This window comes from Streptomyces sp. NPDC057249, from assembly GCF_042669245.1.
Lineage (GTDB): Bacteria > Actinomycetota > Actinomycetes > Streptomycetales > Streptomycetaceae > Streptomyces.
This window is the reverse complement of sequence record NZ_JBHUXS010000003.1, coordinates 14103-32505: the sequence shown is the minus strand read 5'-3', so window position 1 is coordinate 32505 and position 18403 is coordinate 14103. Positions and strand designations below refer to the sequence as shown.

15 protein-coding genes and 1 pseudogene are annotated in these 18403 nt (G+C 70.8%); 13 read left to right on the top strand and 3 right to left on the bottom strand.

Translation table 11 applies throughout. From position 1 onward, the window contains the following. The first annotated feature begins 130 nt into the window (after window positions 1-130). From ACFUJY_RS06655 to ACFUJY_RS06640, 4 genes are read left to right on the top strand one after another with little or no spacing between them, the layout of a single operon-like run. Window positions 131-1480: a DUF6716 putative glycosyltransferase gene (locus tag ACFUJY_RS06655; protein ID WP_383295506.1), complete on the top strand. Its 1350-nt coding sequence runs from the start codon at window positions 131-133 to the stop codon at window positions 1478-1480. 32 nt (window positions 1481-1512) lie between these two features. Then, a complete protein-coding gene (locus ACFUJY_RS06650; RefSeq protein ID WP_383295504.1) occupies window positions 1513-2745 on the top strand; it encodes a cytidylyltransferase domain-containing protein in 1233 nt (410 codons plus the stop codon). Window positions 2746-2756: 11 nt separating this feature from the next. Further along, the gene (locus ACFUJY_RS06645) at window positions 2757-3692 is read left to right on the top strand and encodes an N-acetylneuraminate synthase family protein (RefSeq protein ID WP_383295501.1); all 936 of its coding nucleotides are present in this window, start codon (window positions 2757-2759) and stop codon (window positions 3690-3692) included. An 11-nt stretch (window positions 3693-3703) separates the two neighbouring features. Further along, the gene (locus ACFUJY_RS06640) at window positions 3704-4762 is read left to right on the top strand and encodes a hypothetical protein (RefSeq protein ID WP_383295499.1); all 1059 of its coding nucleotides are present in this window, start codon (window positions 3704-3706) and stop codon (window positions 4760-4762) included. An 18-nt stretch (window positions 4763-4780) separates the two neighbouring features. Here ACFUJY_RS06640 and ACFUJY_RS06635 read toward each other — a convergent pair whose 3' ends face one another. Both ACFUJY_RS06635 and ACFUJY_RS06630 read right to left on the bottom strand, forming a co-directional pair. Then, window positions 4781-5155, bottom strand: coding sequence for a type II toxin-antitoxin system VapC family toxin (locus ACFUJY_RS06635; protein WP_383295496.1), 375 nt, complete (start codon window positions 5153-5155; stop codon window positions 4781-4783). Next, complete coding sequence (locus tag ACFUJY_RS06630) at window positions 5155-5397, bottom strand: type II toxin-antitoxin system Phd/YefM family antitoxin (protein ID WP_383295493.1); 243 nt, start codon at window positions 5395-5397, stop codon at window positions 5155-5157. Before ACFUJY_RS06630 ends, ACFUJY_RS06635 begins: the two co-directional genes overlap by 1 nt. Before the next feature lie 330 nt (window positions 5398-5727). Here ACFUJY_RS06630 and ACFUJY_RS06625 point away from each other — a divergent pair, with 330 nt between their 5' ends. The 9 genes from ACFUJY_RS06625 to ACFUJY_RS06585 all read left to right on the top strand — a co-directional run bounded on the left by ACFUJY_RS06625 (window position 5728) and on the right by ACFUJY_RS06585 (window position 17166). Beyond that, window positions 5728-6957, top strand: a complete 1230-nt coding sequence (locus ACFUJY_RS06625) for an amidohydrolase (protein ID WP_383296454.1) — start codon at window positions 5728-5730, stop codon at window positions 6955-6957. 138 nt (window positions 6958-7095) lie between these two features. Next, window positions 7096-8139, top strand: coding sequence for a BMP family protein (locus tag ACFUJY_RS06620; RefSeq protein ID WP_383295490.1), 1044 nt, complete (start codon window positions 7096-7098; stop codon window positions 8137-8139). Window positions 8140-8448: 309 nt separating this feature from the next. Continuing rightward, a complete protein-coding gene (locus tag ACFUJY_RS06615; protein WP_383295488.1) occupies window positions 8449-10038 on the top strand; it encodes an ABC transporter ATP-binding protein in 1590 nt (529 codons plus the stop codon). Continuing rightward, window positions 10035-11150, top strand: coding sequence for an ABC transporter permease (locus ACFUJY_RS06610; RefSeq protein WP_383295486.1), 1116 nt, complete (start codon window positions 10035-10037; stop codon window positions 11148-11150). The genes ACFUJY_RS06615 and ACFUJY_RS06610 overlap by 4 nt, the downstream gene beginning before the upstream one ends. Continuing rightward, on the top strand, window positions 11147-12436 hold the full coding sequence (locus ACFUJY_RS06605) for an ABC transporter permease (RefSeq protein ID WP_383295484.1): 1290 nt from the start codon (window positions 11147-11149) through the stop codon (window positions 12434-12436). The genes ACFUJY_RS06610 and ACFUJY_RS06605 overlap by 4 nt, the downstream gene beginning before the upstream one ends. Continuing rightward, window positions 12433-12837, top strand: a complete 405-nt coding sequence (locus ACFUJY_RS06600) for a cytidine deaminase (RefSeq protein ID WP_383295482.1) — start codon at window positions 12433-12435, stop codon at window positions 12835-12837. The genes ACFUJY_RS06605 and ACFUJY_RS06600 overlap by 4 nt, the downstream gene beginning before the upstream one ends. Before the next feature lie 120 nt (window positions 12838-12957). Continuing rightward, window positions 12958-14235, top strand: coding sequence for a thymidine phosphorylase (locus ACFUJY_RS06595; protein WP_383295479.1), 1278 nt, complete (start codon window positions 12958-12960; stop codon window positions 14233-14235). 98 nt (window positions 14236-14333) lie between these two features. Then, the gene (locus ACFUJY_RS06590; RefSeq protein WP_383295476.1) at window positions 14334-14930 is read left to right on the top strand and encodes a Uma2 family endonuclease; all 597 of its coding nucleotides are present in this window, start codon (window positions 14334-14336) and stop codon (window positions 14928-14930) included. Window positions 14931-15255: 325 nt separating this feature from the next. Further along, on the top strand, window positions 15256-17166 hold the full coding sequence (locus ACFUJY_RS06585) for an RHS repeat-associated core domain-containing protein (RefSeq protein ID WP_383295474.1): 1911 nt from the start codon (window positions 15256-15258) through the stop codon (window positions 17164-17166). 250 nt (window positions 17167-17416) lie between these two features. Here ACFUJY_RS06585 and ACFUJY_RS06580 read toward each other — a convergent pair. Beyond that, a pseudogene (locus ACFUJY_RS06580) lies at window positions 17417-18005 on the bottom strand (site-specific integrase); the annotation flags it as partial. Window positions 18006-18403 lie beyond the last annotated feature (398 nt).

Here is an 18403-nt window from a genome sequence, read left to right as displayed (position 1 = left end):
TGAACCGGCCCGATTCCCCGCCCGGGAGCGCCCTTTCCATCAGCTGATTCTCCGGGTGTCGGCGGGCTGTTAACCCGCTGTTGCCGTCACGTTGGGCCGCGAATCCGAATGGCTTCCTAAATTCGGAGACGTGCCACGACGTACCGAAAAGACGACCGCCCTCAGGGCAGCCGTGATCGCCGACTCCGACACCCGGTGGAAATGGGGTGCGCTCACCGCGCACCGCCTCACCGCCCCCGTGTCCGGGGCGCCCGCCCAGCGGGTGGAGATCAGCGGGCTGCTGCTGCGCGGCCGGGCGACCCCGACCCCCCGCCAGCTCGCCGAGGTCGGCGACGTGGGGATTCCGGCCGGCCGGGTGCGCGAGGTCACCGCCGTCGAATTCCTGCACGCCGTGCGGGACGAGGGGTACGACGTCGTCGTCCTCGCCCTGGTCGGGGGCGCGGTGCAGGCCATGCTGCACGGCATCGCCGCGCTCCGGCTGCCCACGCGGCCGGTCCTCGTCACCGGCTACGTCGGCGTCGTCTACGAGAAGCTGACCGACGGACTCCTGCTGCGCCACGGCGCCGACGTCGTCCTCGCCAACTCCCGTCACGACGCACAGCGTTTCCGTACGGTGTACGAGGGAGTGGGCGCCGACGCCTCGGCCGTCACCGAGGCCGCCCTCCCGTTCCTCGGCGGCGACCCGTACCGCCCCGAACCGGGCCGCGACACCCTGGTGTTCGCCGCCCAGCCCTCCGTACCGGAGAGCCGCGCCGACCGGACGTACCTGCTGCGCAGGCTGGTCGAGCACGCCCGGCTGCACCCCGGCCGCGAGGTCCTGCTGAAGCTGCGCTCCAAGCCCGGCGAGCACACCACGCACATCGAGGAGCACCCGTACCAGCGGCTCGCCGAACGGCTGCCCGGCGGCCTCCCGCCCAACTTCCGCCTCGTGTACGGGCACATGGGCGAGGTCCTGGACCGCACCGACCTCCTCGTCACCGTCTCGTCCACGGCCGCCCTGGAGGCCCTGCACCGCCGCATCCCCACCGCGGTCCTGACCGACCTCGGGGTGCGCGAAGCCCTCGGCAACCACCACTTCACCGGCTCCGGACTGCTCACCTCCTTCGACCACCTCGACGGCGGCGGGCACCCGGAACCCGACCCGGAATGGCTGGCCGGCCAGGGCGTCGCCGCCGACGGCAGCTATGCCACCGCGTACGACACCGCCCGGACCCGGGTCACCGCACTGCTGGCCCGGGGCCGGCTGCCCGACCCGGCGCCCTACTACACGCCCGCCACCGCCCCCGGCTACCTCCCCGGCATCCTCGCCCGCCACCACCTGGCCCCCGACGGCCACCCGCTGCCCGGCGCCGCCGCGCCCCGCGAGGCCGGCCGGGTCAGGACGGCGGTGCGCGAGGCGGTCCGGGACGCGGCCCGGGGCGCGTACCGGCACGGCGTCCAGCGCGTCGCCCCGGTCGTCCGGCGGATGGGGGAGCTGTGAACACCACCGCCAAGTCACCTAGTGGAGCACCGATGACCCAACCCACCGTGCTCGCCGTCATCCCCGCGCGCGGCGGCTCCAAGGGCGTACCCGCCAAGAACCTCGCCCGGGTCGGCGGTGTCCCGCTCGTCGCCCGCGCCGTCCGCGCCTGCCTGGCCTCCGGCGAGGTCACCGACGTCGTGGTGACGACCGACGCGCCCGCCGTCGCCGAGGCCGCCCGCGCGGCGGCCGAAGCCCTCGGCGAGAGCGGCCGGCTGCACTGCGTCCAGCGCCCCGAGGAGATCGCGGGCGACACCGCGACCAGCGAGGCCGCCGTGCTGCACGCCCTCGACGCCTACGAGGCGCTGCGGGGACGCACCGCCGACGTCGTCCTGCTCGTCCAGTGCACCAGCCCCTTCGTCACCCGCGAGGACGTCGACGGGGTCGCCGCCGCCGTCGCTCGCGAGGGCGCCGACACCGCCGTCACCGTCGCCCCGTTCCACGGCTTCCTGTGGCGCGACGGCACCGCGGTCGAGGACCACAACTACGGCGTCAACCACGACAAGCGGGTCCGCCCGCGCCGCCAGGACCGGCCCGAGGACCTGCTGGAGACGGGCGCCGCCTACGCCATGGACGCCGCCGGCTTCCGCACCCACCGGCACCGCTTCTTCGGCCACACCGCGCTGGTCCGCACCGACCCGGCCCGCGTGCTGGAGATCGACGACCCGCACGACCTGGCCCGCGCCCGCGCGCTCGCCCCGCTCCTGGACCCGGCCCCGCTGCCGACCCTGGACGACATCGACGCTGTGGTCCTCGACTTCGACGGCACCCAGACCGACGACCGGGTCCTCGTGGACTCCGACGGCCGCGAGACCGTCGCCGTGCACCGGGGCGACGGACTCGGCATCGCCGCCCTCCGCAAGGCGGGCGTGCCGCTGCTGATCCTGTCCACCGAGCAGAACCCCGTCGTCGCCGCCCGCGCCCGCAAACTGCGCGTGCCCGTCCTGCACGGCGTCGACCGCAAGGACCTCGCGCTCAAGCAGTGGTGCGACGAGCAGTCCCTCGCACCCGAACGCGTCATGTACGTCGGCAACGACGTCAACGACCTCCCCTGCTTCGCGCTCGCCGGCTGGCCCGTGGCCGTCGCGAGCGCCCACGACTCGGTGCGCGCGGCGGCGCGCGCCGTGACGACCACCCCGGGCGGCTCCGGCGCCATCCGCGAGATCGCGGCCTGGCTCCTGGGCCCCACCCTCACCGCAGCCCCCACCTCAGTCCCCACCGAGTAAGGAACACCCTCATGAGCACCTCCCGCCTGCGCACCCTCGGCAACCGCACCGCCGGACCCGGCAACCCCGTCTACATCACCGGCGAGATCGGCATCAACCACAACGGCGACCTCGGCAACGCCCTCGCGCTGATCGACGTGGCCGCCGAGGCCGGCTGCGACGCCGTCAAGTTCCAGAAGCGCACCCCGGAGATCTGCACCCCGCGCGACCAGTGGGACATCGAGCGCGACACCCCCTGGGGCCGCATGACGTACATCGACTACCGCCACCGCGTCGAGTTCGGCGAGGACGAGTACCGGGCCATCTCCGAGCACTGCGCCGAGCGCGGCATCGACTGGTTCGCCTCGCCGTGGGACACCGAGGCCGTCGCCTTCCTGGAGAAGTTCGACGTCCCCGCCCACAAGGTGGCCTCCGCCTCGCTCACCGACGACGAACTGCTGCGCACCCTGCGCGCCACCGGCCGCACGGTGATCCTCTCCACCGGCATGTCGACCCCGCGCCAGATCCGGCACGCCGTCGAGGTGCTGGGCTCCGACAACATCCTGCTCTGCCACGCCACCTCCACGTACCCGGCCAAGGCCGAAGAGCTGAACCTGCGGGTCATCCACACCCTCCAGCAGGAGTACCCCAACGTCCCGATCGGCTACAGCGGCCACGAGACGGGCCTCCAGACCACCCTCGCCGCCGTCGCCCTCGGCGCCGCGTTCGTGGAGCGCCACATCACCCTGGACCGCGCCATGTGGGGCTCCGACCAGGCCGCCTCCGTCGAACCCCAGGGCCTGACCCGCCTCGTCCGCGACATCCGCACCATCGAGGCGTCCCTCGGCGACGGCGTCAAAAAGGTGTACGAGTCCGAGCTCGGCCCGATGAGGAAGCTCCGCCGGGTCCCGGGCGTCGTGGCGGAGAGCGACGCGGCGGCCCCGGCCGCCGAGCCGGTCGCGGTCTGACGGGCCGGCCGGTGAACCTCGCCTTCGTCGAGAGCCCGGTCCAGCTCCTGAACGTCCTGGAGTGGGCCGTCACCGAGGGGGGCGGCGGGCGCGTCCTCACGGACGTCACCGTCGTCGTCCTCCCCCCGGTCGACCCGATGTCGCGCGGTCAGCTGCGCCGGATGGCGGAGCTGGCCCGCGACGAGGGCATCACCGTGCGCTGGCAGGAGGCGCGCGGCGACTCGGGCACCCCCCTGAAGTCGCTGCGCGCCCTTACCCGGCTCGTCCGCAACGCCGACCACATCGTCATCGGCGACCCGTTCTCGCGCTACGTGCAGCTGCTGCTCTCGCTGGTCCGCCCCCGCCGCCTCACCGTGGTGGACGACGGCACCGCCACCATGGAGTTCGTCGCCCAGCTCACCCGGGGCGAGCGCCTGGTGCGCTGGCACCGGCGCGGCGGCCTCAGCCCGCGCGAGCTGGCCCTCGCCCCGGTGACGTCCACCGCGCGGCGCAGGTTCACGCCGTCGGCGGCGCGCGAGGTCGAGCTGTTCACCGCCATGCCCGTCATCCCGCCGCCGGGCGTCACCCTGATCCCGAACACCTTCTCCTGGACCCGGTCCCGCTTCGGTCCGCCGTCGCTCACCAAGGGCGCGGACCTGGTCGGCACCTCGCTGGTCGAGACGGGCGTGGTGGACCGGGCCCGCTATCTGGAGGCGGTCGCCGCCCTCGCCCGTACGCACGGAGCCACCCGCTACTTCGCGCACCGCCGCGAGTCCACCGAGAAGCTGCACGCCCTGGAGGCGGCCACCGGTCTGGAGATCGTCCGGCCCGACCTCCCCCTGGAGCTCATCGCCCGCCGCGGCCCCATCGGCCGTACGGTGCTGAGCTTCCCGTCCACCGTGGTGCACACCCTGCCCCTCGCGCTGGCCGGCACCGAGGTGAAGGTCGCGGTCTGCGACATCGCCCCCGAATGGCTCCACGAAACGGCGTCCCCGCGCGCCCAGGGCTTCCTGAGCGGCGTCACGGAGACCGCCCGCGACGTCCACCGCCTGGCTTCCTGGCACGTCACGGCCGTGGCGGGGGAGGCGTGAGGGGACGGGCGCGCCGGGTCAGACGGGCATGACCCGCACGTCGTAGGAGGGAATCCACTTGTCTCTGGTCAGGATGGTCATCCCCTCCGTCTGGGCCTGCGCGATCAGTATCCGGTCGAAGGGATCGCGGTGGTGCTCGGGCAGTCTGCCCGCCCGTACGCCGTGTCCCGCGGTGATCGGGAGCGAGGTGAACTGGCTGTCCCGCACCCGTTCCGCGAGGTCCGTCGGCCCGCCGAGCTTCCCGAGGGACTGCTTGATCGAGATCTCCCACGGAGTGACCGCGCTGACGAAGACCGACGGTTCCGTGTCCAGCAGGTGCTTGACCTCCTCGGCGAGCTCCGGGGAGTCACCGAGCCACCACAGAACGACGTGGGTGTCGAGCAGCAGTCTCATCAGCGCATCCCGAAGGCGTCGGCCACGTCGTCCGGCAGTTCGTCGAAGTCGTCGCCGATGCGGATCTGTCCGCGCAGCGAGCCCCGCCCGGTCCGGGCCACCCGGGCCCGCAGCGGTACCACCTTCGCAACCGGCTCCCCAGCCTTGGAGATGACCACCTCCTCGCCGGTGGCCACCTGCTCGAGGATGCGCGAGAAGTGGGTCTTCGCCTCGTGGACGTTGTACTGACGAGCTGCTTCCACGGCTGCCTCACGGGGGTGGGTGGGGGTGGACTAACCACTGGACTGGGGTGGACTAACCGCTGGACTAAGTCTACTCCGTGCTGCCCCGCCACGCTCGGCTCCCGGGTCCGCGCCCCGCGCGGCCGTCGGGGAGGTTCCCGCCGGCCGCGACACGGCGAACCCGGTGGCGGGCACCCCGCGGCCGAGGCGCTGGCGAGCGCGGGAGTCTACCCATCCCACGCGCGTCCCACACGCCGAGACGCGGCCAAACATTCGCCTGTGTGGCTGAAGTTTTCTTGTTTCATGGTCAGTTGAGGAGGGAACAGGCTTACCCTTCAAAAGGTGAGCCAGTTGATCTGCCCCGAGTCCGAAGCCGGTCCCTCCCAGGGCGAGAGCCTGCCCGGCACCCTGCCCGACGCCCTCCGCGCCGAGCTGATCGCCTTCCGCAGGGACCTCCACATGCACCCCGAGCTGGGCAACCAGGAGTTCCGCACCACCGCGGCGATCAAGGCCCGGCTGGAACGGGCCGGGCTCGCGCCGAAGGTGCTCGCCTCCGGGACCGGGCTCATGTGCGACGTCGGGACGCGCGGGGAGGACACCCGGCCGATGCTCGCGCTCCGGGCCGACATCGACGCGCTGCCCATCCCGGACACCAAGAGCGGCGTGCCGTACCGCTCCACCGTGCCCGACCGCGCGCACGCCTGCGGGCACGACGTCCACACCACCACCGTGCTCGGGGCCGGCCTCGTGCTCGCCGAGCTGGACCGGCAGGGGCTGCTGCCCAACCCGGTGCGGCTGATCTTCCAGCCGGCCGAGGAGGTGCTGCCCGGCGGGGCGCCCGACGCCATCGAGTCCGGGGTCCTCGACGGCGTCGGCCGGATCATCGGCGTCCACTGCGACCCGAAGGTGGACGCCGGCCGGATCGGGCTCCGGGCCGGCGCGATCACCTCCGCCTGCGACCGCCTCGAACTGTCCCTGGACGGACCCGGCGGCCACACCGCCCGTCCCCACCTGACCACGGACCTGGTCACCGCCGCCGCCAAGGTCGCCACCGAGGTGCCCGCCCTGCTGGCCCGCCGGGTCGACGCGCGGGCCGGGCTCGCCCTGACCTGGGGGCGGCTGGAGACCGGCCACGCCTGCAACGTCATCCCGCAGCACGCGGAGCTCTCCGGCACGGTCCGCTGCCTGGACCTCAAGGCGTGGCGCGAGGCTCCGGACCTGGTGCACGCCGCGATCGACGAGGTCGCCGGGATGCACCGCGCCAAGACGGTGATCAACTACATCCGGGGCGTCCCGCCCGTCGTCAACGAGGCCGCCGCGACCGACCTCCTGGCCGGCGCGATGTCCGCGCGCCGGGGGCCGTACGCCATCGAGGACACCGAGCAGAGCCTCGGCGGCGAGGACTTCTCCTGGTACCTGGAGCACGTTCCGGGGGCCATGGCGCGCCTCGGCGTGCGTACCCCCGGCGACACCCGCGGACTCGACCTCCACCGCGGCAACTTCGACGCCGACGAGGAAGCGATCACGGTCGGCGTCGAGCTCTTCACCGCCTCCGCGTTGCTCCACGTCAACCATCTGTGACCGGACAGGTCACCGCAGGTTCGCGACGATCCGATAACGGCTTCCGTACAGGGCTTTATCTGACATCTACGCGCGTTACGATCGCCGCGAAACCAGCGCCGGAAGAGGCGCTTCGGTCAGGTTTGAAGGAGCCTTCCCTTGCGCCGGGTATCCAAGATCAGCGCCGCGATCGCCGTCACCGCGGCTCTCGCACTCACCGCCACCGCGTGCGGCGAGTCGTCCGACGAGAGCAGCGGCTCCACGGACGACGGCAAGATGAAGATCGGCATGGCCTACGACGTCGGCGGCCGTGGCGACAACTCGTTCAACGACTCCGCCGCGCGCGGCCTGGACAAGGCCAAGGCCGAGTTCGGCGCCGAGACCAAGGAGCTCACCGCCAAGACCGGTGAGAGCTCGGCCGACCGCGACCAGCGCCTCCAGTCCCTCGCCGAGGGCGGCTACAACCCGGTCATCGCGATCGGCTTCGCGTACAAGGAGGCGGTCGACAAGATCGCGCCCAAGTACCCGAAGATCACCTTCGGCCTGGTCGACTCGGTCTCCGACGTGAAGAACGTCGACAACATCGTCTTCACCGAGGAGCAGGGCTCGTACCTCGCCGGTGTGGCGGCGGCGCTGAAGTCCAAGGACGACAAGGTCGGCTTCATCGGCGGCGTGGACCTCCCGCTGATCAAGAAGTTCGCGGCCGGCTTCCGCCAGGGCGTCCTGGACACCAAGCCGAAGGCCACGGTGCAGATCCAGTACCTGTCCACCGGCTCGGACCTCTCCGGCTTCGGCAGCCCCGACAAGGGCAAGGCCGCCGCCAAGGGCATGCTCGACAAGGGCATCGACGTCATCTTCGCCGCCGCGGGCGGCTCGGGCGCCGGCTCGATCGAGGCCGTCGCCGGCAAGAAGGGCGCCTGGTCCATCGGCGTCGACTCCGACCAGGCCAAGGACCCGGCCCTGGCGAAGTACGCCGACACCATCCTGACCTCGGTCGTCAAGAACGTCGACTCGGGCGTCTTCGACCTGGTCAAGTCGGTCAAGGACGGCAAGCCGATCACGGGCACCCAGACGTACTCGCTGGCCAAGGGCGGCGTCAGCCTGACCCCCACGGGTGACCACCTCAAGGACATCCAGACCCAGCTCGACGAGGCCAAGAAGAAGATCGTCGACGGCACCATCAAGGTCAAGACCACGACCTGATCCACCGTCGATCGGGGCCCAGGCGGACGGCCGAAGCCGCCCGCCTGGGCCCCGATTCACGTACTCCCCGGCGGGACGCGGGCCACCTGTGGTCGGGTGGCCGACGATTCGGCGACGCTACGCGCGTAGCGTGAGGACCGGGGCCGGTCGGGCGCGATACGTTTTCCGGCGCGCCCCGTACGCCCTCCCACGCCCCACGAGCCGTACACCGCCCCGTCCGCCGTCCACCGCCTTCCCGTCCTCACCGCCCCCGCCCTCCGCTCCTGCCAAGGAGAGTGCGCCATCAACGCGTCCAGCAGTCCCAACGCCGTGGAGCTCCGCGGTATCACCAAGCGGTTCCCCGGGGTCGTGGCCAACCACGACATCGACATCACCGTGCGCCGCGGCACCGTCCACGCCCTCGTCGGTGAGAACGGCGCCGGCAAGTCCACTCTGATGAAGATCCTTTACGGCATGCAGAAGCCGGACGAGGGCACCATCGCGGTGGACGGCGAACAGGCCGTGTTCTCCAACCCGGGCGACGCCATCGCCCGCGGCATCGGCATGGTGCACCAGCACTTCATGCTCGCCGACTACCTCACCGTCCTGGAGAACGTCGTCCTCGGCTCCGAGAAGCTGTACGGCATCGGCGACCGGGCCCGCGCCAAGATCAGGGAGATCTCCGACGCGTACGGCCTCGGCGTCCGCCCGGACGCCATGGTCGAGGACCTCGGGGTCGCCGACCGCCAGCGCGTGGAGATCCTCAAGGTCCTCTACCGGGGCGCCCGCACCCTGATCCTCGACGAGCCGACCGCCGTCCTCGTGCCCCAGGAGGTCGACGCGCTCTTCGACAACCTGCGCGAGCTCAAGGCCGAGGGCCTGACCGTCATCTTCATCTCGCACAAGCTGGGCGAGGTCCTGTCGGTCGCCGACGAGATCACGGTCATCCGGCGCGGCACCACCGTGGGCACCGCCGACCCCCGGAACACCACGACCAAGCAGCTCGCCGAGCTGATGGTCGGCAGCGAGCTGCCGTCCCCGGAGACCCGCGAGTCCACGGTCACCGACACGCCCATGCTCACCGTGGACGGCCTGCGGCTCACCGCGACCGACCCGGACGGCGCCGTGCGCGCCGTGCTCGACGGCATCACCTTCACCATCCACAAGGGCGAGGTCCTCGGCATCGCCGGCGTGGAGGGCAACGGCCAGTCCGAACTGGTCGACGCGATCATGGGCATGCGCACCCCGGACGAGGGCACCCTCACGCTGGACGGCGCGGACATCTCCCGTACGCCGACCCGCAAGCGCCGCGAGGGCGGCATGGCCGTCATCCCCGAGGACCGCCACCGGCACGGCCTCCTCCTGGAGGCCCCGCTCTGGGAGAACCGCATCCTCGGCCACGTCACCGAGCGGCCCAACAGCCGGGGCGCCTTCCTCGACATCAAGGCCGCCCGCACCGACACCGAGCGCATCGTGCGCGAGTACGACGTCCGCACCCCCGGGATCGACGTCACCGCGGCCTCCCTCTCCGGCGGCAACCAGCAGAAGCTGATCGTCGGCCGCGAGATGAGCCACGCGCCCAAGCTGCTGATCGCCGCGCACCCCACCCGGGGCGTGGACGTCGGCGCCCAGGCCCAGATCTGGGACCAGATCCGCGAGGCGCGGAGCGAGGGCCTGGCGGTCCTGCTGATCTCCGCCGACCTGGACGAGCTGATCGGGCTCTCCGACACCCTGCGCGTCATGTACCGCGGCCGCCTGGTCGCGGACGCCGACCCGGCCGACATCACCCCCGAGGAGCTGGGCTCGGCGATGACCGGCGCGGCCAGCGGCCACCTGGAAGCGCCGGAGGAGGGCGAGGCGCCCGCCGCGCCCGCCACGGACGACGACACCGACCCCCGCGAAGGGGGAGAGGACCGATGAAGAAGATCGACAAGGAGCGGCTGCTCCTGGGGATCGCGGCCCCCGTACTCGCGATCGTGGTCGCCTTCCTGGTGACGGCACTCGTGCTCGCCGCCACCGGCAAGGAGCCGTTCAACGCCTTCGGCATCATGTTCGACTACGGTCTGAAGTCGGACAGCCAGGTCTACATCCTCAACAAGGCCACGACGTACTACCTCGCGGGTCTCGCGGTGGCCGTCGGCTTCCGGATGAACCTCTTCAACATCGGCGTCGACGGTCAGTACCGCCTCGCCGCCTTCTTCGCCGCCGCGCTCGGCGGCGCCCTGACCCTGCCCGGCGCGCTCCAGATCCCGCTGATCATCCTCACCGCGATGATCGTCGGCGCCATGTGGGCCGGCATCGCCGGTCTGCTCAAGGTCACCCGGGGCGTCAGCGAGGTCGTCTCGACGATCATGCTGAACTCCATCGCGACCGCGGTCATCGGCTACCTGCTCCAGCAGAACCGCCTCGGCCACCTCGACGAGGCCGGCACCAAGATCTCCACCAAGCCGCTCCCGGAGTCCTCGCACTTCTTCGAGTTCCCGACGACGCCGACCCCCGTCTGGGGCTTCATCGTCGTCGCCGTCGCCGCCGGCGTCGCGTACTGGTTCACGCTCTCCCGTACCCGCTTCGGCTTCGACCTGCGCACCGTCGGCCAGTCCGGCTCCGCCGCCGAGGCGAGCGGCGTCAACGTCCGCCGCATGGTCATCACCTCGATGCTCATCTCGGGCGCCGTCGCCGGCCTCGTCGGCATGCCGACGCTGCTCAACGACAGCCACGAGTTCAGCGGCGACTTCCCCGTCGGCATCGGCTTCACCGGCATCGCCATCGCCCTCCTCGGCCGCAACCACCCCATCGGCATCGCGCTCGGCGCGCTGCTCTGGGGCTTCCTGGAGCGCGGCACCGGAAAGCTGGAGTTCGAGGGGTACGACAAGGAGATCGTCGGCGTGATCCAGGGCGTCATCGTCCTGTGCGTCGTCATCGCGTACGAAGTCGTCCGCCGCTACGGACTCAAGCGCCAGCAGAGCAAGGTCGGCGCGGAACTCGCCGCACAGGCCGCCCGTAACTCCGACCAGCAGGAGGTGTCGGCGTGACCGCCACGGCGACTTCCACCCCGCCCCCGGCGGCCCCCAAGGTCTCCGGCGGCAAGAGCGGGCGTTCCCGCCTCTCCTTCCCCGTCGTCCTGCTGATCGTCGCGGGCGCCCTGCTCGCGCTGTCCGCCGTGCGCGCCATCACCGGCGCCCAGGACGTCACCTCGGCGGGCCAGATCAGCGCCGCGCTCGCCATGGCCGTGCCGATCGGCCTCGCCGGTCTCGGCGGCCTGTGGTCCGAACGCGCCGGCGTGGTCAACATCGGCCTCGAAGGCATGATGATCCTCGGCACCTTCTTCGGTGCCTGGGCCGGCTGGCAGACCAGTTCCTGGCTGGGTGTCCTCGCCGGCGTCGTCGGCGGCATGCTCGGAGGTCTCCTCCACGCGGTCGCGACCATCACCTTCGGCGTCGACCACATCATCTCCGGCATCGCGATCAACATCCTGGCGCTCGGCTTCACCACCTACTTCGCCAAGCTGTGGTTCAACACGGGCGACGCGGCTGCCGCGGGCGGCTCCCCGAAGCAGTCCCCGCCGGCCGACAAGATCACCTCGGTGACGATCCCCGGCCTCTCGGACTGGCTGCACTCCGTCGAGAAGCACCACTGGTTCTTCGTCTCCGACCTGGCGGGCATCCTCGGCGGACTCGTCACCAACCTGTCGCTGCTGACGATCCTGGCCGTCGTCCTGTTCATCGGGACCTTCTTCGTCCTGTGGAAGACCGCGTTCGGCCTGCGGCTGCGCTCCTGCGGCGAGAACCCGGTCGCCGCCGAATCGCTGGGCGTCAACGTCTACACGTACAAGTACGCCGCGGTGATCGTCTCCGGCGGGCTCGCCGGACTCGGCGGCGCGTTCCTCTCCCTGGTCACCTCGCACATCTACAACGAGGGCCAGACCGGCGGACGCGGTTACATCGGTCTCGCCGCGATGATCTTCGGCAACTGGCGCCCCGGCGGACTCGCCATGGGCGCGGGCCTGTTCGGCTTCGCCGACGCGCTCCAGCTGCGCAACGGCGGCGAGTCCGTGCACGCGCTGCTCCTGCTGCTGTTCGTGGTGCTCGTCGGCCTCGCCGTGTGGAAGCTCTACCGCAAGAGCTACGTGCAGGGCGTCGTCAGCGCGGTCATCGCGGCCGCCGTCCTGGTCTGGTACCTCGGTACGGACAGCGTGCCCACGGAGTTCGTCAGCGCCACGCCGTACATCGTCACGCTGCTCGTCCTCTCGCTCTCCGCGCAGCGGCTGCGGATGCCGAAGGCGGACGGCATGCGCTACCGCAAGGGCCAGGGCAAGTGACGCCCCCGCCCTTCACCGAGGCCGACTGGGAGGCCCTGCGGGCCGCGGCCCGGGACGCCATGTCCCGGGCGTACGCCCCCTACTCCGGCTACCCGGTCGGCGTCGCGGCCCGGGTGGACGACGGCCGTACGATCACCGGCTGCAACGTCGAGAACGCCTCGTACGGGATCGGGCTGTGCGCCGAGTGCGGCCTGGTCTCCGAGCTGCACGCCACGGGCGGCGGCCGGCTGACCCACTTCACCTGCGTGGACGGGGCCGGCGAGAGCCTGGTCCCGTGCGGCCGGTGCCGGCAGCTGCTGTACGAGTTCGGCGGCCCGGAGCTGATCCTGGAGACCCCGGACGGCTTCCGCACCCTGGACGAGATGCTGCCCCAGGCGTTCGGCCCGGCGCACCTCGGCTGACGTCTCCCGCCGGGCGGGCCCCTTGCGCGGGCCCGCCCGGCGCCTCTTTTTCCTCTCTATGCGCGTAGAGTCAACAGGGCCCACGCGCACCGTACGTACCGGCCGGAAGGACGCCAGACCATGGACGCCATCTCCGTCATCCGCACCAAGCGGGACCGAGGCGAGCTGACCCCCGAGCAGATCGACTGGGTCATCGACGCGTACACCCGCGGCGAGGTCGCCGACGAGCAGATGTCCGCGCTGGCCATGGCGATCCTGCTGAACGGCATGAACCGTACGGAGATCGCCCGCTGGACCGCCGCGATGATCGCCTCCGGCGAGCGGATGAACTTCGACAGCCTCTCCCGCCCGACCACGGACAAGCACTCCACCGGCGGCGTCGGCGACAAGATCACCCTGCCGCTCGCCCCCCTCGTCGCCGCCTGCGGCGCGGCCGTCCCCCAGCTCAGCGGCCGGGGCCTCGGCCACACCGGCGGCACCCTCGACAAGCTGGAGTCCATCCCCGGCTGGCGCGCCCACCTCTCCAACGCCGAGATGCTGGACGTCCTCGACACCACCGGCGCGGTCATCTGCGCGGCGGGCGACGGCCTCGCCCCCGCCGACAAGAAGCTGTACGCGCTGCGCGACGTCACCGGCACGGTCGAGGCGATCCCGCTCATCGCCAGCTCGATCATGTCCAAGAAGATCGCCGAGGGCACCGGCGCCCTGGTCCTCGACGTCAAGGTCGGCTCCGGCGCCTTCATGAAGACCCTGGACGACGCCCGCGAACTGGCCTCCACCATGGTCGCCCTCGGCACCGACAGCGGCGTCCGCACGGTCGCCCTGCTCACCGACATGTCCACCCCGCTCGGCCTCACCGCCGGCAACGCCCTGGAGGTCCGCGAGTCCGTCGAGGTCCTGGCCGGCGGCGGTCCGAAGGACGTCGTCGACCTCACCCTGGCCCTCGCCCGCGAGATGCTGGACGCGGCGGGCCTCAAGGACGCCGACCCGGAGAGGGCCCTCCAGGACGGCTCCGCGATGGACGTCTGGCGCCGCATGATCTCCGCCCAGGGCGGCGACCCCGACGCCGCGCTCCCGGTCGCCTGCGAGCAGCACGTCATCAAGGCGTCGTCCTCCGGCATCCTGACCCGCCTGGACGCCTACGACATCGGTGTCGCCGCCTGGCGCCTCGGCGCGGGCCGCGCCCGCAAGGAGGACCCGGTCCAGGCCGGCGCGGGCATCGAGCTCCACGCCAAGCCCGGCGACGAGATCACCGCCGGCCAGCCGCTGCTGACGCTGCACACGGACACCCCGGAGAAGTTCGACTACGCCCTCAAGGCGCTCCCGGACGCGTACGACATCGAGCCCGCGGGCACGGCGTTCGCGGCGACCCCGGTGGTGCGGGAACGTATCGCCTGACCTGCGGCTTCCTCGTACGGGTGAACGGGACCGGTGGACTGCCGCCGGTCCCGTTCGGCATGCTGGACTCGGCGACGCACCGATAAGAGGAGACCGCCATGAGCGCACTCACCGTCGATCCCGCGCCGGGCCCGGGACAGGGCCAGGAGTGGGACGACCTCGTCCGGATCTGGGAGGAGACGGACGCGCCCGAGGGCTGCAAGGTGGAGATCATCGAGGGGATCGTCACTGTGTCGCCGCCACCGTCCAAGGACCACAACACCACTGCCGAGCTGCTCCAGCGCAGGCTCTATTCCGTGATTCCTGAGGACTGGGGCATCTATCAGACCCTGAGGGTCTCGGTCCTGGGCCGGGCGGGGCTCTACATCCCCGACCTCGCGGTCGTCCCGAGAGCCGTGGCGAGCGGACCGGGCAACAACGTCCCCGCCGAGGAGGCGCTGCTGGTCGTGGAGATCACCTCGCAATACAACGCCAACCACGACCGCATCGGCAAGACGCACGGCTACGCGAAGGCGGGCGTCGCGCTCTTCCTCCTGCTGGACCCCTGGCACTCCGGCCGCCCCACCGCCACGCTCTACGGGGAGCCGCAGGACGGCACGTACCGCCAGCTGGCCACCGTCGAGTACGGCGACAAGCTGGCCCTGCCCGACCCGTTCGGGCTCGACCTGGACACGGGAATCTTCCCGGTCAGCTGAGAAGGGCCTCTCCGACGCGGTGCACTGCGACCTGAGCGGCATCGTCCGCCCGCACGTGACGGTCGGAGCTGGTGAAGCCGGGGGAGCCGGGGGAGCCGGGGGAGCCGGGGGAGCCGGGGGTCTCCTCACACAGGGTGACGGGTAGTCGGCTCGGAGCAGTCCGGTTTCGGACGACGGTTGCCGCGGGAAATACGTCGGTCTCGTGGAGTACCGCAAGCATTTCCGACTACAACCATGCTGCGTTATTCCACGATTCAAGCTCCTCGGCCTCGCCGTTGCTGGTTTCTTAGCGCCCGGCTATGGCGTCAGTGGCCTGTTCCAGCCAGTGGCAGTCTGGTCGTACACGTACGACCAGCGCGGCCGTAAGCACACCGCGACCGACCCGGACACGGGGTCCTCGACCTACCGGTACGACGACCTCGACCGGCTGGTCTCCACCACCGACTCCCGCTCCAACACCACCACGACGGTGTACGACAAGATCGGCCGCACCACCGAAACGTGGCAGGGAGCGGCCGGCACCGGTACGAAGCTGTCCGTCTCCAAGTACGACACGGTGGCCAAGGGTGAGCTGTACGGCACGTACACCTACAAGGACGGTGCCGTCCTCTCGTCGGTGACCTACCCGGCCCTGGACGACGACCTCGAACCGACCACCACCAAGTACTACCTGTCCAAGACCGCCGAACCCGAGCTGGGCGGCACCTACCAGTTCGACACCCAGTACAACAAGGACGGCACGGTCGCCGGGCAGAACTTCCCGGCTGCGGGCGGCCTGCCCGCCGAAGCCCTGTCCTACCAGTACGACGACCTCCAGCGTCCGGTGGCGATGGACACCTCGCTCGGAGGGATGAGCTACGTCTCCGAGGTGGCGTACTCGCCCACCAACAAGCTGGAGCAGTTGGAGCTGACCACCGGCGAGACGGGAGCCAAGAAGACCTGGCTGTCCTACTCCTACGAGCAGGGCACCTCACGCCTCATCAACGCCCGGGTCGATGTAAAGGGCGCCGCCTCGGTGGCGTACGACGCTCATTACACCTACGACGACGGCGGCAACGTCCGGTCCATCACGGACGCACCCGACGGCGGCACCCGGGACGTGCAGTGCTTCCGGTACGACGGCCTGCGGCAGATGACGGACGCCTGGACGTCGAATGTCACCCCGAACAAGGCGGTGGGCACCGGAGCGACAGAGGCGGCCTGCGCGTCGGCGCCTTCGACCGCGACCGTGGGCGGAACCGCGCCCTACTGGTCGAAGTACGGATTCGACACACTGGGCAACCGGACGTCGGCGACCGACTACGGCCTGAACGGCGCGGCCACGTCCACGAAGTCCTACACGTACGGCGAGAACGGAGAGGGCCCCCACCAGCTCACCACCGAGGTCGTGGACACCACGGCCACGTCGACCACTCCCGCGGTCAAGCTGGCCAACACGTACTCCTACGACGCGACCGGAAACACCGAGCAGCGCGTCCTCAACGGCGACACACAGAAGCTGAGCTGGGACAAGCAGGGTGAGCTGACCAAGGTCACCAACGCGGACGGCGCCACTACGGACTACGTCTACGACGCGTCGGGCGACCGCCTGCTCAGTAAGACGGCCGAGGAGACGACGTTCTACCTGCCCGGCATGGAACTGCACCTGAAGAAGTCCACGGGTGCGGTGACGGCCGCGCGCTACTACAGCCTGGCCGGCCAGACCGTGGCGGTCAGGGACAACGGCGGCGTCACCTTCCTCGCCTCCGACCACCACGGAACGGCGCAGCTCGCCGTGAACGCGGCCACCGGCGCCACCCAGCGCCGCCGCATGGACCCCTTCGGAGCGGAACGCGAAGGGTCCGCGACGGACTGGGTCGACGACAAGGGCTTCGTCGGCGGCACGGTCCAGAAGGTCACGGGCCTCACGACCCTCGGAGCGCGGGAGTACGACGACTCGACGGGCCGGTTCATCTCCGCCGACCCGATCATCGACTACACCGACCCGCAACAGATCAACGGCTACGCGTACAGCCTCAACAACCCGGTCACGTTCTCGGACCCGGGCGGCCTGGCGCCGGACGACTGCATTATGGTCGGCATCTCCTGCAAGCCGACCGGCAACGGCGGCTGGAGCGTCCAGCCCACCGAGCAGTACTACACCTACTACGGGGTGCAGGCGCCCACCGAGACCCCGGCGCAGTACAAGGCCCGCCGGGCCCAGACGGACGCGGACATCGCAAGCAGCGCGCGATAGCCGCGGCCAAGGAACTGGCCAAGATCGCAGCCGACGAACTCGGCATCACAGACGCCCTGGACTGCTTCACGACCGGAGCACTCGGAGCGTGCGGTGCGACCGCGGGTAAGTCACTTCGCTACTTCGGGCCTGTAAGTAAGTCCCAGGCAGTGAAGGGGAAGCGCTGCGGAAAAATGTCAAGACAGAGAGCCCTGCCGAATGCAGTCCGGCAGGGCTCTCTGGACGTTTGACGGCAACGCTGACGGCAACGTCAGCGGACGGCTGCTGCGTCGGATGGGTCGTCAGGTTCGTCGTTGTCCAGGTCGAGTGCGGTGCCCAGGGTGTCGGTGGCTTGGCGCTGGAGTCGGACGGGTGCGTAGACGCGGCAGTGTTGCCGATGTGGGCGTGGCCGAGGAGGTCTTTGATCACGACGAGGTCGACGCCTCTTTCCAGCAGCAGGGCGGCGGTTGAGTGGCGGAGTTCGTGGAAGCGGATGCGGCGGAGCCCGGCCCGGTTGAGGAAGCGGCGGGTGAGGTTGGCCGGGTCGAGAGGCCGTCCTGTGAGCGTGGTGAAGACGAGGCCGATGTTGACCCTGCCGTCTCGCGCTCCGTGGCCTGCTGCTTGTGCTCCTTGAGGGAGCGGAGGCATTCGGTGGGGAGGGCGATACGGCGTTCGGACGTTCGGGTCTTGATGGGTAGATGGGTTAGGCCGCCGGTGCGGGTGCGCTGGAGCGAGTGGCGGATGCTGGCTGTTCCGGCGTTGACGTCGAGGTCATCCCAGTGAAGGCCGAGGAGTTCACTTTTACGGAGTCCGGTGCGCAGGGCAAGTTCGTACAGCACGTGGAGCCGGTCGGCGCGAGCCCCACCGACATCCGGAACAGGACCCACACGCCACAGACCATCCCACCAGGCCTACAGTCCAACCGAACGCTTCATCCGACAACCAGGGCGTACCGCCGAAGTGGGTTGCGTCCAAACTTTCTCTACGTCTTCAAGGCGACCCGCTGACGCGGGTCGCGCGGCACGGCCACCCACCCGCCCGCTCTCGACTCTGCCACCACGGGCCGGCCAGCGACCAGGCCGCACAAAGACAGCACAGCGAACGACCGGAAGCGCGGAGAAGCCGGACACGCCAGCACGGCGAGCGCCAGGCCCGGAGGTGGGGCCGGTCGGCTTCGTGGGCTTTACCCTGGCCCAGGGCGTAAGGGTTTACTTGCTTGAGGTCGAGTCGGCACGGGTATGGGGCGACGGCAGCGATG

Excerpts from the sequence above, each read along its gene's own strand:
- ACFUJY_RS06650 (WP_383295504.1), top strand. The coding sequence starts at position 1,513 with ATGACCCAACCCACCGTGCTCGCCGTCATCCCCGCGCGCGGCGGCTCC.
- ACFUJY_RS06645 (WP_383295501.1), top strand. The coding sequence starts at position 2,757 with ATGAGCACCTCCCGCCTGCGCACCCTCGGCAACCGCACCGCCGGACCC.
- ACFUJY_RS06635 (WP_383295496.1), bottom strand. The coding sequence starts at position 5,155 with ATGAGACTGCTGCTCGACACCCACGTCGTTCTGTGGTGGCTCGGTGAC.
- ACFUJY_RS06610 (WP_383295486.1), top strand. The coding sequence starts at position 10,035 with ATGAAGAAGATCGACAAGGAGCGGCTGCTCCTGGGGATCGCGGCCCCC.
- ACFUJY_RS06595 (WP_383295479.1), top strand. The coding sequence starts at position 12,958 with ATGGACGCCATCTCCGTCATCCGCACCAAGCGGGACCGAGGCGAGCTG.
- ACFUJY_RS06590 (WP_383295476.1), top strand. The coding sequence starts at position 14,334 with ATGAGCGCACTCACCGTCGATCCCGCGCCGGGCCCGGGACAGGGCCAG.